Raw genomic sequence first — 15763 nt, 5'->3', positions numbered from 1 at the left:
AGCTTGTCGATGAGATCGCGGTCGGTGCCTTCGGGCTCGGCTTCGGTCGCCTCCAGGCCTGCGAGAATTTCCTTGATGCGGTCGATCGAGGACAGGATCAGCGTCACCGCCGGTCCGGTCACCGGCATGCCGTCGCGGAATTTGCTCATCAGGGTCTCGCCGGCATGCGCCAGCGCTTCAAGCCGCGGCAGTCCGAGAAAGCCGCACGTACCCTTGATGGTGTGGACCAGGCGGAAGATGTTATCGAGAATCTTGGCGTTGTTCGGCTCCTGCTCGAACTTCACCAGCTGATTGTCGACGGTGTCCAGGCTCTCGCTGGTCTCCGTCAGAAACTCCCGCAACAGATCATCCATGAAAACAGGCCTTCATACAGGGAGGACACGCACGAATTGTGATGCGTCATTTCAGAATGGGGCCAGCTTCACCGCAAAGCGTTTAATATTGGTTGAGTATGAGCAAAAGAACGGAACGAACAAAGAGATAAGGCGCTCCGGACAAGCCGAAGCGCCTTGTAAAGATTCGATTAACGTTTGAACGCGACAGGCGCGTTTACGAAGCGGTAATGATGATGGCTTCGCCTTCGGGCTTGAGCGTCACGGTGAGCCCGCAGGCCTGAGCCAATAGCCGCGTATAATAAGGCTGGATCGCGTGCGCGTCCGCTGCCGGCCCGCGTTCGCCGCTCAGAAGTTCGGCGATGTTCTGCGGCAGGCGGGCGTTGTGTCCGGTCGCGGTGATGCGGAAACTCATCGTCTCGCCCTCGCCGATCGAATCGATCGTGAGCATGCCGCCGCGCGGGATCGTGTGCTGGGACACGACCAGCATATTGAGCAGCAGCTTGACGCGATTCTTCGGCATCAGCAGCCGCGGCAGATTCCACGTGATCGTGCACTTGCCGTCCTCGATGTGACCGCGCGCCATGGTCTGGGCATCGCCGAGGTCGATCTGCGCGCCGGAGGAGCCGGCCGCACCGAAAGCGAGGCGGCAGAATTGCAAGCGGGCGGAGGCCGTCTTCGCACTCTTGCGAATCAGGTCGAGCGCGAATTCGCGGTCCTCGGGCTTGGGATCGTCATCGAGCACCTCGAGCCCATTGACGATGGCGCCGACCGGGCTGATGAGATCATGGCAGACCCGCGAGCACAGCAGTGCCGCGAGTTCGAGCATATCGGGAGCAGAAGCGGTACCGGGTGACGGAACGTCAGACATAAAGGGTTCCTGGAATTGCACGGCGCGGACGCGGCGAATCACGCATGCTTGACGGATGCTGCGGGTTCTAACATTCGCCGGCCCGTGGCAGCTAGCTTGCGATAGGTTCGAAGCGGCGATAAGGGCCGCAGGCGAATCAAGTGACGAGGGGCGAGACTTGCCAATGAATGAGGCATGCAGGTGAGGATCATCGACGGCGAGGCCGCATCCCGGCTGATGGAGCCCCTGACCGCGCTGGTGGTGCAGGCCGGCGAGGCGATTCTCGCGGTCAACCGCGCGGCAATGCGGGTCGACGGCAAGCAGGACGGCTCGCCGGTGACCGAGGCCGACCTCGCCGCCGACCGAATTATCGCGGAGGGCCTGGCCAGGCTTGCCAACGACGTGCCGTCGCTCTCGGAGGAGCGGTGCCAGCTCGCCTCGCCGCCGTTTCGCGGCAGCTTCTTCCTGATCGATCCGCTCGACGGCACCAAGGAGTTCGTCGCCGGCCGCGACGAGTTCACCGTCAACCTCGCCATCGTGACCGAGGGCGTGCCGCTGCTCGGCATTGTGGCCGCGCCCGCGCTCGGGCTGCTCTGGCGCGGCATCGTCGGCCGCGGCGCCGAGCGCGTGACGTTTGACGGCACCACCATCGGCCCCGCCGAGCCAATCCGGACCCGCAAACTGCCCGGGCACGGCGAGCCCTGGGTCGCGGCGGTGAGCCGCTCACACGGCGACCCGACCAGCGAAGCCTTCATCAACCGCCGACCCAACGCCGTCAGAAAGACGTGTGGCTCGGCGGTCAAATTCGGCCGCATCGCCGAGGGCAGCGCCGACATCTATCCGCGCTTCGGGCCCACCTCGGAATGGGACCTCGGGGCGGGCTGCGCGGTCGTGACCGCGGCCGGCGGCAAGGTGACCGACGGCAAGGGCGGCGAGATCCGGTTCGGCGAGCGCGGCGACACCGGCTTCATCATCCCGGCATTCGTCGCATGGGGCGACGCCGGGGCGGTCATGCCTACTGACTGAGCTTGTCCTGAAGCGCCGGCCAGCGCTTGCCGACTTCATACAGGAAGCGTTCGGGATCGGCGGCGAAGGCGTCGCGGTTGTCTTCGCGGCTGAACAGATAGAGCCGCTGCGCCGAGATCACGAAGAAGCGGGGATTGCCGGCGATGGTCACCCCGCGCGCGATATCAGCCGGGTCGTAGCCGCCGAACTGCGGGCCGTAGATTTCGGGATGGGCCAGGAAGGAGGCCCGATTGCCCTCGTTCCGGAAGCGCCAGACGGCGCCCCAGAGGTTGGCCTCGAACTCCGCCGTCCCGAGCATGGGGCCGCCATCGACGAAATACGCCACGGGATCGAAGCCCTCGATGGCGACGCCCGAGAAGCGATTGACGACGATCCGCTCGGTGGTGGCAGCCTGCGCGGGCAACCCGGAGCAAGCGAGCCAAATGCCCGCCAGCAGGCAAACCAGACGGCCGATCAAGGCAATTCCGGGGCGCAAAGGGCTATCTTCCTGCCGTTGTGCCGTCATAGTTGCTGCGGATAACATCCGAGTCGAGGGGACATCCGGCGCAACCTAGAGCCGTGCCTGTTGGCATCAGGTTAAGGGAAGCGGACCGGTTTCGATACCAGGGGTTCTTTTATGACTTTCGCATCACGCCTTGCCGCAGTGGCGCTTGTAGCGCTGGCTGGCTGGATCGTGCCGGCCTCCGCCCAGACGGCCGCGCCGCCGCCGGACCTGCCGCCGCCGCAGCGGACCCCGACGCCCAGCACCTATGGGCCGGACGAACTCGTCAACGCCGGCCACCGCTTCTTCGGCAATGTCTCGCGCGGGCTCGCCTCGATCATCGAGAAGGCGGTCAGCCAATGGGGCCTGCCGAACGGCTACATCCTGGGCGAGGAAGGCTCCGGCGCCTTCGTCGCCGGCCTGCGTTATGGCGAAGGCACGCTCTACACCAAGAACGCCGGCGACCTGCGCGTCTACTGGCAGGGTCCGTCACTCGGCTTCGACTGGGGCGGCGATGGCGCGCGCACGATGACGCTGGTATATAACCTGCCCGCCACCAACGCGATCTACCAGCGCTTCGCCGGTCTCGACGGCTCGGCCTACATCATCGGCGGCTTCGGCATGACGGCGCTCACCGCCAACAACATCGTGCTGGTGCCGATCCGCTCCGGCCTCGGCCTGCGGCTGGGCGCCAATATCGGCTACCTCAAATACACGCCGCGCGCGACCTGGAACCCGTTCTAGGTCGCCACCTCCCATCCGGTTCCGGATTCACGTTAACGACAGGGCGGGGCTGGCTTTTTGCCGGCCCGCCATGCATTGTCTTTGGTAAATTTTTCGTTGCTTCTGGGAGTTCTGGCCCATGGTCGAACCGATCATGTACCTGGCGATCGGTTTCCTGCTTTCGATGCTGTGCGGGCTTGCCATCGTGCCGCTGGTGCATAACCGCGCGGTCCGCCTGACCACGCGTCGGCTCGAGGCCGCCACGCCGCTGTCAATGGCGGAGATCCAGGCCGACAAGGACCAGCTCCGCGCCGAGTTCGCCATGTCGGCGCGCCGGCTGGAGATGAGCGTCGACCAGCTCAAGAACAAGACCACGAGCCAGCTCGCCGAGCTCGGCAAGAAGAGCGACGCCATCAACCGCATGAAGATCGAGCTCGGCGAGAAGAACGCCACGATCTTCGCGCTGGAGGCGCGCGAGAAGGCGGTCAAGGAGCAGCTCCGCGCCACCGAAGAAGAATTCAACGCCAAGACCGCATCCTTGCGCGAAGCCGAGATTGCGCTGAGCAACAAGCAGGGCGAGCTCGCCAAGATCAATTCCGAACTGTCCGACCGCTCGATGATGGCGGAGAGCCGCCAGGTCGAGCTGATCGCGGTGCGCGCCCAGATCGAGGAATTGAAGAACCGTGTCGGCGATGCCGAGAAAGAGTTCACCGCCACGCAGGTGCGGCTGACGCAGGAGCGCGTCGAATCGGAGACCGCCTCGCGTGAGCTTGGCGATGCGCGCGGCCGCGTCGAGAGTTTGAGCCAGCGCGTCACCGAGCTCGATCGCCAGCTGATCGTGCAGGTGAAGGAAGCCGAGATGCTGTCCAGCCGCGTCGCCGACCTCGAAGGCCGCCTCGCCACGCAAGGCAAGCTGCTGGCCGAGCGCGACTACGAGAACAACCAGCTCCGCCAGACCAACGAGGGCTCCGAGCGCACGATCAAGGAATTGCGCGTCGAGATCGCCGGCTTAAGCGGTGGCAAGTCGTCTGCGGCGTTCGAGGCGATGCGCGCGGAAAAGGCCGCGCTGGAAGAGCAGCTCCGCACCGCACGCGACGAGCGCGCAAAGCTCCAGCGCGAGATCAATGCGATCCAGCAGCAGGCGGAGAGCTCCTGGGCGACCGAGCGCATGGAGAATGCGCTGCTGCGCGAACGTATCAACGACATCGCCGCCGAGGTGGCAAAACTCGCGATGCAGCTCGAGGGCCCGAACTCGCCGATCGAGGCGCTGCTGGCGGCCGAGGCCGGCCAGCCGCCCAAACCTGCGCCGCGCCCGGCCAACGGCGTCGCGACCAATGGTGCAGCCGCAGCCACCCTCCCCGAGGGTGGCGGAACGCTCGCCGAGCGCATCCGCGCGCTGCAGGCCCACGCCTCCCGCGCCCGCCAGCAGGGCGCGTAAGCGGCCCGAAATCCGGTCTCGCCGCCGAATTTAAGACACTGGCGGAAGGTTTTCAGGCCTCAAGCCGCCTGAAAACTTGACACCTTGGGCCCGCACTTCTAAATCGCGGGCTCCGATGCGCGGCCGGCCGACAAGGTCCGGCCGTCTGCATGATGGTCCCGGGCGCATAGCTCAGCGGGAGAGCGTTCCCTTCACACGGGAGAGGTCCAAGGTTCGATCCCTTGTGCGCCCACCATTAGATCCGCAAATTCAATAACTTAGCCGATCGATTCCCCCGGAGTGTGCCCCGAAAAGTTCGGGGCACGACAGGGGCACACCTCAAATTCGGCACCGCTCAAGAAAAAAAGCTCGGCGTCTTACAAGGCTCAACGGACGCCCCGGTTATGCCATGGTGCTGGTCGAGCTGCGCTATGCAGTCGTGGGACGAGATGGCCAAATTCTCTAAGAAACGCTGCAAGGTCTTCAAAGCGATCAGCATAGCCGTCGAAGAAGACAAGCGCGCGCTCAGTTCCATGATGAGGATGAAGAAGCTGCGTGACACTCTGGCTCATGGGAAGCCTGCAGAGTTCAAGACCGAACAGGAGAAGGAGTGCACGCGCGAGGAGCTGATGAAAGGCTCCGTATTAGCCGGTATGGATCGTAGCTGCCGTCGACCACGCCATAAGGGTCAGAATGCCAAGAACTCATTAGGAGCCAAGCTGGTCGGCTATGCCCTGGTGAGTGGACTTCGATGAGACACCCGCTTTTCGTCGGCCGCTTCGATTTACACGCGGCTCATTTTCGACCCTGAATAGCAACTAATGCACATCTTCATCGACGAGACGGGCACCTTTACCGGCATAGGCCAGGCGCTCAGCATTTCGATGATCGGCGCGTTGATCGTTCCCGACGATCGGAAAAGGAGCTTGGAGCGGGAATATGGGAAGCTGCGCAAATACCTTCCCACCGAAAAGGGCGAAGTGAAGGGCAAGCGGCTGTCCGAGAAGGAGATTGCCGGCCTTATGCCAATGCTACGGCACCACGACGTCATCTTCGAAGTGGCGGCAATCGATTTGGGTATTCACACCGAGGAAGGCATAAGGCGTAACCAGGCGCGGCGGGCCGAGGGTATGACGAACGGCCTCACAGATAAGCACCATCAATCGCTCATCGATGAGATTTGGAAGGCTCGACGAGAACTGGAGGGCTACAGCTTACAGCTCAACATCCAGAGCGCTGTCATGTTCGAACTAATCGACCGGGTTATCGAGCATGGGACAATGTATTATTCCCAGCGCCGACCGCGGGAGCTTGCCAATTTCCATTGGGTAATCGACGCCAAGGGCGACAACTCGATCCCGACGCCGTGGGAAAATTGGTGGACGATGTTCATTAAGCCTGCTCTCCAGAGCAAAATGGCGCGCGACCCCATGGCTTCTTTGAAGATCGGCGACTACTCGCACATGAAGCGCTTCGAGTTCGACGAGATTTCCGACTTCATGAAGAATTTGTTGAAGCCACAATCGGATGGCCCGAAGCCCATGAACCTCGGCTTAGTACTGTCGGAGAACCTGCGCTTCTCAACGGCCCCCGAGCCGGGTCTAGAGCTCGTCGATATTCTGACGAACGCGACGCGGCGCGCACTGAGGGGGAACCTTCAAGCCGAAGGCTGGCAGGACATTCCCTCGATCATAATCGCCAGGAACCCGAACACTATCCAGTTGCTTTCGCTCGATTCCAACGTTCCTGAGAGCATGAAGCTGCCCTACGGGAAGACGGTGATGGCATTCCATAAAAACGCGAAGTCCATGCTTACGGCCAAAAACCACAAAGAGAAGTGGTGAAGCCTCAAGTGAAGTAGCCGTGCATATACCCATAGGTGCAGGCAGCGGCCCAAGTAACGCTCCAACGGTCCATGCCACCATGCGTCACGGTGGGTTTGCTTGGTCATTGGCCCATCCATTCGTAGACGGCTCGCGAATGACGAAAGCGCGTTTACATTCCCACTCCGAAACGTTCGTACGGAACGAATCGGAATCGAGCGAGTCAGCCGACGCAAATTCCAAACATTCTCCTACAGCGAGAAGCGGCAACGCCGCCACTAGGCGGCCGCTTGTCAAAAACCTCAAGTTGAAATCATAATCAGAAGTTCAGCGCCTCCTCCCCTCCGCGCTGAACAAGCCCACCCCGGAGCGCCTTTTTACTAGGTGATTTATGGCCACTAAGCGCTGCTTGTACATCTCGACGTTCGGCCCCGGTAACGCTCCGCCCCACAATGCCGCCGAGGCCATCTACAACACACTTGTCGCACCAGTTTTTCGGATCGATTTTCCGGACTTTGAGCTAGTTCGGTATCAATCTGAACGGATACACGGTTCAATCAACGATAGACTCCTGGATGAGGTTCTGACAGCGGATTTGGTGATAGCAGACCTTACGGAGCTAACCTCCAACGGATTTTACGAGTTGGGAGTGAGGCACGCCACAAACCTCCCCACCATCTTGATGGCGCAAGCTGGTCACCCGCTTCCGTTCGACCATAAGGATTTTCGGTTTGTCGTTTACTCCTACCGTGCGACTGACGACGAAGTGGAGCAGCGAACCCGCGAAGCGCTCATAGAAGCGATCAGAGATGCTGACGGAACGCCTGCTGCACCTGGGTCGAATCTCCCCGCACAGAAGAAATCTCCGCGTGAGGCACGTCAAGAGCTGGCTTCACGCATACAAGAAGCTGCGGATGCGCTTTTGTCGTTACGGATAAATTCGGCCGGCGACATCGTCGCTTCCCTGCAAAAGATTTCTACGGACCTCGAAACCATCGAAGACGAGAATGCTCCTTCCGCAGTGAAAGACGCCGGCGAAAAGGTCTTAAAGGTTCTTTCGCGGATAGCCGACCAGCTTGCGACCGTGAAGGGTTCGCGCATCATCGTTGCAGGAATCATCTCACTTGTCTTGGGTGGTGCGGGGTACCCCGCACTCACGATTTACGGACTCACGCTCGCATTCTGGCAAGGACCTGAGATATTCTCAAAGGCAATCGAGGCGGTGGCAAAGCGCGAGCCGCGGAGGAAGTAGTTGTTCGACTCGAATTGAAATCGAGAAAATCGGTGCCGGATGATCTGGGTTGATGTTCGTCAGGCCACCGTAATCACGCGCCGCCACTTCGGTCGACAACATCAGCTTGTTTGTTTCTGGCACCGCTGGTTCGATTCCGGCCAGGGGCACCACGAAAAAAATGCAAATAATAACAATCACTTAAGGCGCTGGTTCGATTCCGGTTTTCACGAGAAAATTTTCGCGACACATTGAAACACCCGTAAAAATTCGCTCCAGCCGTCCAGTTTGCTGGCATTTTTGCTGGTATCGGGCGAATAGCGAATTTCGATATTCCGAACGATGGCATCGAGCAGATGGCCCGCAAGAACGATGGCATGAGCACCAAGGCGAACACGTCGACTGCCGCGGCGCCCGACGTAAATTCGACTAGGGGCACGTGGATCCCCTCCAACATTTCCGACGTGACCGGCTGCGGTCTACCTCTTGGTAACGCCGGACAATAGCAGGCCGGCAACGCTGATCACCTTCTCGGCCCTGTCTCACCACGAAGAGATCAAGAACACCAAGGCATGGGACGGCGATGTCGTCGAGCTGCAGATGTGTGCATCTCGTGCGTAAGCTTATTGACTAATCGTTGAGCTCGATAAGCGCGCTCCTGATCTCAAACGAAAATTCCCGCAGCAGCGATGGCTCCTAGAGTGTCGGTATCGGTGGTTGCGGGGAGGCGCAACCACCGATACCGACATTCGGTTCAGGTGGCAATTTGACACCTGCGTCCCGAACGCAGTGAGTACTTTCTAAGTTATTGAATTTTCTTGATGTGATGGTCGCATCCGTCCCGTTTTGTTCACGGTCGTTTCACCCAATTCGTTGCGATTTCGTTGCGGCGTTCCTAAGCGAGAACGAGAGCTGCCATCTCTTAATGTGTGGGCTTGGACTAGGTCGCGGTTCGTTGGCCGAGTGGCGCTTTTCCAAATGCCTGCTTCCCAATGTAGCGCACACGAATTGGGGAGTGCACATGGCCATGGCCAGCTTCACTCAGTTGCCCTCCGGGAACTGGCGCGTCCAGGTCCGTCGTAAGAACCGCTGCGTGTCAGAGACCTTTCGCCGACGCAAAGACGGTGAAGATTGGGCGCTCGACATGGAGCGCAACATTGACCGCAATGGATCGTCGAAGCCACGCGTGGTGCGGAACGTCTGCACGTTTGGCGATCTAATTGACCTCCACGACGAAGACACGCGCGAGGTTGGAAAGCCCCCTCGCGGATCAAAAGCTGCTGTGATGGCGTCGCTCAAGACCGAGTTCGGCGGTGTGAAACCCGATTTGCCCGTGCGGCTGCTTATCGGCGCACCGTTCAACGCCGACGATCCAACTGCCTACTACGGTCGAGGCGAGAAAGCATACACGGATTATCCCTCGCTAGAACACGACTGCTGCAACAAGCCAAAGGCCTGTGTCGATCAGCGCTGGAGGTGACGTTCAGAGCGGGTGCCACGCCATGAAGAAGCCAACGCTGTTCAAGAGTGACACGGTCGCGGAACCCAGCCGGTCCTTTTTGACGGCAAAACTGATGACCCTCAATGAACGTCAAGCAACGATGCCCGATGCTCTAGTGCCACCCAGGCGCTGAGCAGAGGAGCAAACCCGAGATGAGGATATTGATCGTACTAACCTCGCACGATCGACTTGGGGACACTGGCAAGAAGACCGGCTTCTGGTTCGATGAATTCGCTACGCCCTACTACATCTTTAAGGACGCCGGCATCGTTCTCACACTTGCATCTCCCGAGGGAGGCCTGCCACCGGTCGATCCGAGAAGCGAGTGGGCCGAGGCGGAAACCGCAGCGACTATTCGCTTTCAGCGCGACAGTTACGCGCAAACCGAGTTGGCGAACACCCGGACGCTGTCGAGCATTTCGGCCCGCGACCATGATGCCGCCTTCTATCCAGGTGGCCACGGCCCGTTGTGGGATCTCGCCAATGACCCTCATTCAATCGCACTGATCGAAACCATGTTCTGCACGGGTCATCCTTTAGCGCTCGTCTGCCATGGTCCCGCCGCGTTGCGTTACACCATGGCACCAAATGGCCTTCCCCTTGTCGCCGGAAAATCCGTCACCGGATTCTCCAACCTCGAGGAGGCTGCAATTGAACTGACGGACGTCGTTCCGTTCCTGATCGAAGATATGTTGAGGAATAACGGCGGCAATTATTCCCGGAAAGAGAAGTGGCAACCCCATGCCGTCTCCGATGGCGATCTGATCACGGGACAAAATCCAGCATCCTCGGAAGCTGTCGCCAACGCTTTACTTCATCGATTGCGGACCAAGGGACAGGCCCGACAGGTAGTAACGTCGCGGCTCGGAGCGCCCGAATAGTACTGCGGGGGTGGCCCGGGTGTGGCGCCGGCTGATCGGACAAATCAAGCAGGAGTTCGTCGACGTAGCAGCAGCCTCATCAGCGACGGGACAGCGCTATCGTCAAAATAATAGAGGTCAGGCCGTGATCTTTGCGCCATGGCTAAAGGCGCGGACTAATCCTGCTCATCCATTACAGGGTCCCGATCGGGTCGGCTACAAGTACGTGCAAAGAGGAGCGTTCATCAACGCGCCTCGAACCGTCCGTATTGTTCGACCTTGATGGCACGCTGGTCGACAGCGTCTATCAGCATGTTTTGTCCTGGAGGGCTGCGCTTGATGAGAGAAGATCGAGCTCTCGTTTGGCGTAATCATCCAAGGTCGGCATGAGCGGGGGCCTATTTACCAATCAGCTGTTGCGCGAGACTGCGGTTGAGATCGAGAGCGTTGAGCGGCTGCGGCGAGCTCATGCGCGGGCCTATCAACGGAATTCAGGGCAGATCTCTCTCTACCGGACTCCCGGCGCGCGCAAGCTGCCCGCTTGGCTCATCGAAGCACGAATTCCCTAGGCCATCGCTTCCAGCGGCCAACGGCGGCGGCCGATCTCGCAGCGCTTAACGTCGATCATGCAAACGCTACGGTAATCACGCGCGATCAGGTCAGGCACGCAAAGCCGGATCCCGATCTGTTCCTCGCCGCAGCCGACCGTCTCGGTGTCCCCATCGAAAGGGCGATTGTGGTCGGGACAGCATTGAGATCTGCTCTCGGCAACGCGCTGCCGGGCGTTGGGGATGGAACTCCTCAGCCGGCGGATACGGTTTCGATGAACTACGGCAGGCAGGCGCCATCCGCGTCTACGAGGATCCAGGCGACCTCCTGGACCATATCGACGAGGTCGGCGGAAAAAGAGTGAATCCGGGTGCATACGGCGCACCGACCACCGAAAGCACTCTTGAGCCGGAAGCGCGAATCGGCGGGCTGCCAGCGCCCAAGCCCATCTTCGTCAGAGTTTCCGCCAGCTACGGTCATCGCGCTTCAAACAATTCGAACGCGCCTGATGGCCTCTCGCTGCTTGCCGGATAGAACTCCAACAGAAGTTGACGCGGTAGAGCCTCCGCGGAGTTGGCTTGGTAACGCGCCTTGCGCTTATCTTGGAGATCGACCGGCTTGGCGCTCACTGGCGGTGCTTGCTGCAGCTGCTCCAACACCGGAAAACGCAAGGGCGAGGCAGAGCGCGCCGATGCAGTGTCGTCAGGGACCGTCCCTTCACATACGACCTTTCCCAAACAATCGAAGCCAAGAGCTGATACCGAACTCGACTCTCCAACAGCGCTCACGACCTGAAAATGACGGCCGTCAACATACCGGGCAGAATTAGGCAGATCCCGGTGACGACGACCGCAATATGGAATCGGGAGAGAAGAGGCGGCACGTCCTAAATCGATCGCCCTTGATGCCTGTCAACGACAGCTCCATAGGCGCTTCCCCATCATGGAGTTATCCGTCTGCGCCAATCCACCCAGGATGAAGCGACAGTGCGCCTGAGAGAGTCAAACATCATTGGCGCGAGGACCTTATGCCTCGGTGTCACAGGCTTATGTGGAGACCGGCTGCCACTCGTGCATTCGAATGCCAATCCGGAAATAGTCACAGTAGAAGGAGGACTGCATGAAATTCCGTCCGCTCCATGATCGCGTCGTGGTCAAACGCATTGAAGCCGAGGAGAAGACCAAGGGCGGCATCATCATTCCGGACACTGCCAAGGAAAAGCCCTCGCAGGGCGAAGTCGTCGCCGTTGGCCCCGGCGGCCGCGATGAATCCGGCAAGCTGATCCCGATCGACCTCAAGGTTGGCGACCGCGTGTTGTTCGGCAAATGGTCCGGCAACGAGGTCGTCCTCGACGGCCAGGATCTCCTGATCATGAAGGAGGCCGATATCATGGGCGTGCTCGACGTCCCCGCCACCAAGAAGAAGGCCGCCTAAGCGCGGAGACACGAGGAAGATGCGGTCGCCCAGCAGGCGTCGCTCGCTTACTCAAATGAGCGGCCGGTCGACCCTGCGTTATAGGTTCCACGGCCGGTATGGCTCGTGCCACTTGCCTAACTTTTTGACGTTCTGCATATCGCGGATCCGCCATGAGGATTGTCTCGAGCTTGCCCCGACTATTGGCGGCCTGCTTACCTGTCCTTTGTGGTCGGCAATCAGATTGGCGTCGACGACTCCAACTCGTATCGGATCGTTGCAGTGACCGCGGTTTGACCTAACTTATTCCGTTTCCCTCGATCCGTTCTTCGATCCTGGCCGTCTCTCCCGGTGCAGCCAGCATCTGCTTCACCCGCCGGAGCGATGGCGGCTACCCCCTGGCGATCATCGGACGTGGGCGCGTGGACGTCACCCCGCAGCAACTGCGTTTCGTTCCGCAATTTCTGCCGATGTTTTTGAAGCATTGGCGCAGCCTCTTACCGGACGGCCTCGAAGGGATTCGTTCCGGCCAGGCGCGGTTAGGACGTCTACATGCTGGACTGGACGGCGCCGAAGCGAGGAAAGATCACTCGGCATGGAGGACTACGTCCTCAACTTCATTCCCGACGCTGTGCGGCGCGTGCACCAGGATTCCGGCGAGCGCGACGTCACCGTGATCGGCTACTGCTTCGGCGGCGTGCTGTCGCTGCTATACGGCTCAATCTTCCACGACGGACCAATGAAGAATTTAATCTGCTTCACGACGCCGGTCGATTTCTGCCAAATGAAGCTGTTTGCCAATTTCGCGGACCGTCGCTACTTCGACGTCGATCGCCTGGTCGACTGCACCGGCAACATGCCGCCGGAACTCATACCGCAATCCTTCGAGATGCTGCGGCCGGCCTCGCGCGCCATCAGCCAAGGTGCAATTGTGGGAAAACATCTGGAACGATGAGTTCGTCAAATCCTTCCGGATGTTCGACCGCTGGGTAACCGACATCTTACCGCTGGCAGGCGAATATTTCCGCGCCATTACCAAGGACCTGATGTGAGACAACAAGAGCTGTTCAACGACACGATGACCGTGGGCGGGCGCCCTGCGCGGCTCCGTCGGAAGGGTCTATGAGCGTGAGGCGCTGATCGCGCTTTTGACCAACCCGCGCTGGATCGCCTCGCCGCCGGTTGACCGCCGTCATAGCGGAACCAAACGCGGAAACCTAGGTTGCCCAATCCGAGACGGGCGAGGGGAACCAACAGGAGGTTCTGCCATGAGGATTAATTGGCTTTACACGACGACGATGGCGTTGGTCATTGGGGCCGGTGCCGCCATTGCGCAATCGCCGGAAGGTTCGCTGAAGCGCGAGGAGAGCCCCCGCGCCCAATCACCGGCGTCTCAGTCTAAGGAAATGGACCGTCCAGCCGCCCAGTCGAAGGAGATGGATCGCGGCGGCGCGGCCGATCGCATCAATGAACGCGCGCAGTCCGAGCCGAAGGGCAGCTCCAAGGACATGCAGCGCGGTGAGGCCCCGTCGCCGGCCGAGCGCAGCAAGCAGGCGCAGGAGCCGCAGGGCCGCGAGTCCAAGGAGCCGACCCGGCAGAGCAAAGATCAGCCCGGCCGGGGCGAGCGCGCGCCCTCGAGCACGGCGCAGCAGAAGGACCTGCAGCAGGGCCGCGATGCCAAGCCGGCTGCCGACCAGAAGCAACAGGCCGAGGAAAAGCTGCGGGGCCGCGAGAGTCAGCCCAGGCAGGACCGCGCGCAGGACGCCACCAGGCCGGCCGAGACCAAGCAGCAGCAGACCCAGCAGCAGATCGATCGCGATCGCAAGGAGCAGCGCGATCAGGCCGCCCAGCCCTCCAACTCCTCGCCGCAGCAGAGCGCGCGGCCGGCCGACAACACACAGACCCAGAAGACCGGCCAGGCGCCGGATCAATCGACCCGCCAGACTTCCTCGACCGCAGGCAACGACGATCAGCGCAGGCAAGTCGTCGATCAGCTGCGGCGTGACAGGACGGGCACCAGCCAGAATCTCAATATCCAGGTCGATGTCGGCACGCGGTTGCCGCGGGGCGTGCAGGCGCGCCGGTTGCCGCCCGATATCGTGCGGATCATGCCGCAATACCGGGACTATGAGTACACGGTGATCGACAACCGCGTTGCCATTATCGATCCGCGGCGGCGCGAGGTCGTCGATATTCTCGACGACGGACCGGGCTACAACAGGGCGGCCGCTTACGGCCGCGACCGTGTCGTCATCAGCGATGATGACACGCGCAGGCGGTTCAGGGAACTGGTGCGGAGCTCTTCGACGACGGTCGGCTCGACCTCGCCTTCGGGCGGCGGAGGCGGAACCTCGGCGTCGAACTGTCTGTCGCTGCAGCCGGTGCCGGAAGAGCTGGCGCGCAACCATCCGGAGCTTGCCAACTACCGCTATCTCGCCATCGGCGACGAGGTGGTGCTGGTTGACCCGCAGCAGCAGAAGATCGTCCAGGTGATCGACTGAGGCTGGCGGTTCTTCCTCTCCCCGTTCTTCAAGGGGAGAGGGCCGGGATGAGGCTGCACGTTTCCGCGGCATCCTGGTTTGCAGACACCTTGGTGGTCAACGTCGCCGACCGGCTTGCTGATGTTGACATAGACGAAAACGGTCATGGTGATCCCGCTTGAGCTTGACAGGCTCCCGAAAAGTAGGTCGCGCCGTTGTGCGATCATTTTGCGCAACTAAGCTCGTGAATGATGGGCTGAAGCCCGCTTGCGGTCAGTTCCAGAGTCGCCAATGTGACGGGCAACTTGATACGCCGTGGCCCGGCGCTTCCGGGATTCAGGTAGAGGACCCTGTCAATAGTTTCGATCCGCGGTCGATGCGAAATGACTACGTCAAATCCGCGCCTTGCCGGATCGAATTGCAGTTCCTTGGACGCAGTCCCTCGAGAACGTCCACACGGCCAACATCACCGGCGTGGATGATATGCGCTACTCCGGCCAGCCATCGCAGCCTCGGGCCGCAGCAGGCTATGAGTGTCCGAGATGATGCCAATCCTCAGCACTGCGCAGTATTCCTCAAGGACCGAACGGCGGGGCGTGAGCCGCATCCCGAGAGACGGGACGGGCGCCTTATGCGAAACGCAACATCCAATTGTTGCAATCGTTCAATTAGCCAATTCCCCAGGCTCGTCGCATGAACAGACCAGAACCGATGAGCCAGCGTCCCGAACGCAATGAGCGTTTTCTAAGTCGTTGATTCTCATGCTGTGAGGAACGGTTGCGCGAAGTTTTGTTCACGACCGATTCACCTAATTCGCTGCGATTTCGTTGCGGCGTTCTGGGCAGAACGTGCTCATAGCCGCAATTGGTCCGGCCTCAAAAACGTCGTTCTGTGATAGCAGGGGTGCTCGAGACGATCGTCGACTTGGCGGCTGGCGGCAAGCGCTTCTCGTCGCAAAAGGCGGCCACCGTACGCGGGTGATAGTTCCTCCCGATTTGCCGAACCATATTGCTCGTGCCTTCTCGGTTCCTAACTGCAAAAGTTCACCCACGGTTCAGTTGGCTTGTGAACATAACA

At 60.6% G+C, this 15763-nt stretch carries 14 protein-coding genes, 1 tRNA gene and 3 pseudogenes; 14 read left to right on the top strand and 4 right to left on the bottom strand.

Going from position 1 to position 15763, the window contains the following annotated elements; genetic code table 11:
* Both YUA_RS0117540 and chpT read right to left on the bottom strand, forming a co-directional pair.
* Positions 1-353 (bottom strand): Hpt domain-containing protein (locus YUA_RS0117540; RefSeq protein ID WP_027531868.1); only part of this gene is annotated, 353 nt, incomplete at its 3' end.
* A 196-nt stretch (positions 354-549) separates the two neighbouring features.
* Entirely contained in the window at positions 550-1203 is a 654-nt protein-coding gene (gene chpT / locus YUA_RS0117535) for a histidine phosphotransferase ChpT (protein WP_027531867.1), read from the bottom strand.
* Between the two features lie 174 nt (positions 1204-1377).
* Between chpT and YUA_RS0117530 the strand changes: the two genes are divergently transcribed.
* Positions 1378-2208 carry a 3'(2'),5'-bisphosphate nucleotidase CysQ gene (locus tag YUA_RS0117530; protein ID WP_027531866.1) on the top strand — a complete coding sequence of 277 codons (831 nt, stop codon included), beginning with the start codon at positions 1378-1380 and terminating at the stop codon, positions 2206-2208.
* On the opposite strand, the gene YUA_RS0117525 is transcribed toward YUA_RS0117530, so the two are convergent.
* Positions 2198-2683 (bottom strand): YHS domain-containing (seleno)protein, encoded by a 486-nt coding sequence (locus YUA_RS0117525; RefSeq protein ID WP_027531865.1) that lies wholly within the window; start codon positions 2681-2683, stop codon positions 2198-2200. The two genes, YUA_RS0117530 and YUA_RS0117525, sit on opposite strands and share 11 nt — an antisense overlap.
* Before the next feature lie 141 nt (positions 2684-2824).
* Between YUA_RS0117525 and YUA_RS0117520 the strand changes: the two genes are divergently transcribed.
* The 13 genes and pseudogenes from YUA_RS0117520 to YUA_RS0117440 all read left to right on the top strand — a co-directional run bounded on the left by YUA_RS0117520 (position 2825) and on the right by YUA_RS0117440 (position 14707).
* Positions 2825-3433: a DUF1134 domain-containing protein gene (locus tag YUA_RS0117520; RefSeq protein ID WP_027531864.1), complete on the top strand. Its 609-nt coding sequence runs from the start codon at positions 2825-2827 to the stop codon at positions 3431-3433.
* A 118-nt stretch (positions 3434-3551) separates the two neighbouring features.
* On the top strand, positions 3552-4850 hold the full coding sequence (locus YUA_RS0117515; RefSeq protein WP_027531863.1) for a hypothetical protein: 1299 nt from the start codon (positions 3552-3554) through the stop codon (positions 4848-4850).
* Positions 4851-5010: 160 nt separating this feature from the next.
* Positions 5011-5085 (top strand) — tRNA-Val (locus tag YUA_RS0117510).
* 175 nt (positions 5086-5260) lie between these two features.
* Entirely contained in the window at positions 5261-5584 is a 324-nt protein-coding gene (locus tag YUA_RS0117505) for a hypothetical protein (RefSeq protein WP_027531862.1), read from the top strand.
* Between the two features lie 66 nt (positions 5585-5650).
* A complete protein-coding gene (locus YUA_RS0117500; RefSeq protein ID WP_027531861.1) occupies positions 5651-6673 on the top strand; it encodes a hypothetical protein in 1023 nt (340 codons plus the stop codon).
* 388 nt (positions 6674-7061) lie between these two features.
* Positions 7062-7904 carry a hypothetical protein gene (locus YUA_RS46935; protein ID WP_156947157.1) on the top strand — a complete coding sequence of 281 codons (843 nt, stop codon included), beginning with the start codon at positions 7062-7064 and terminating at the stop codon, positions 7902-7904.
* A gap of 1000 nt (positions 7905-8904) precedes the next feature.
* Positions 8905-9363 carry a hypothetical protein gene (locus tag YUA_RS51710; protein WP_027531859.1) on the top strand — a complete coding sequence of 153 codons (459 nt, stop codon included), beginning with the start codon at positions 8905-8907 and terminating at the stop codon, positions 9361-9363.
* A 173-nt stretch (positions 9364-9536) separates the two neighbouring features.
* Complete coding sequence (locus YUA_RS44290) at positions 9537-10265, top strand: type 1 glutamine amidotransferase domain-containing protein (RefSeq protein WP_051383241.1); 729 nt, start codon at positions 9537-9539, stop codon at positions 10263-10265.
* A 185-nt stretch (positions 10266-10450) separates the two neighbouring features.
* Positions 10451-11153: pseudogene (locus YUA_RS48315) on the top strand (HAD family hydrolase); the annotation flags it as partial.
* Between the two features lie 759 nt (positions 11154-11912).
* Positions 11913-12227, top strand: a complete 315-nt coding sequence (locus tag YUA_RS0117455) for a co-chaperone GroES (protein WP_027531855.1) — start codon at positions 11913-11915, stop codon at positions 12225-12227.
* A gap of 287 nt (positions 12228-12514) precedes the next feature.
* Positions 12515-12754, top strand: a pseudogene (locus tag YUA_RS48310) (D-amino-acid oxidase); the annotation flags it as partial.
* Positions 12750-13314, top strand: a pseudogene (locus YUA_RS44280) (alpha/beta fold hydrolase); the annotation flags it as partial. The pseudogenes YUA_RS48310 and YUA_RS44280, both read left to right, overlap by 5 nt.
* 160 nt (positions 13315-13474) lie before the next feature.
* Positions 13475-14707 (top strand): DUF1236 domain-containing protein, encoded by a 1233-nt coding sequence (locus tag YUA_RS0117440; RefSeq protein ID WP_027531853.1) that lies wholly within the window; start codon positions 13475-13477, stop codon positions 14705-14707.
* Between the two features lie 202 nt (positions 14708-14909).
* Here the strand turns inward: YUA_RS0117440 and YUA_RS52600 are convergent, their stop codons facing one another.
* Positions 14910-15071: a metallophosphoesterase family protein gene (locus tag YUA_RS52600; RefSeq protein WP_371259894.1), complete on the bottom strand. Its 162-nt coding sequence runs from the start codon at positions 15069-15071 to the stop codon at positions 14910-14912.
* Positions 15072-15763 lie beyond the last annotated feature (692 nt).

This window comes from Bradyrhizobium sp. WSM3983, assembly GCF_000473045.1.
In the GTDB taxonomy this organism is placed as follows: Bacteria; Pseudomonadota; Alphaproteobacteria; order Rhizobiales; family Xanthobacteraceae; genus Bradyrhizobium.
The sequence above is the reverse complement of the archived record's forward strand: the minus strand, read 5'-3'. Positions and strand labels throughout refer to the sequence as shown.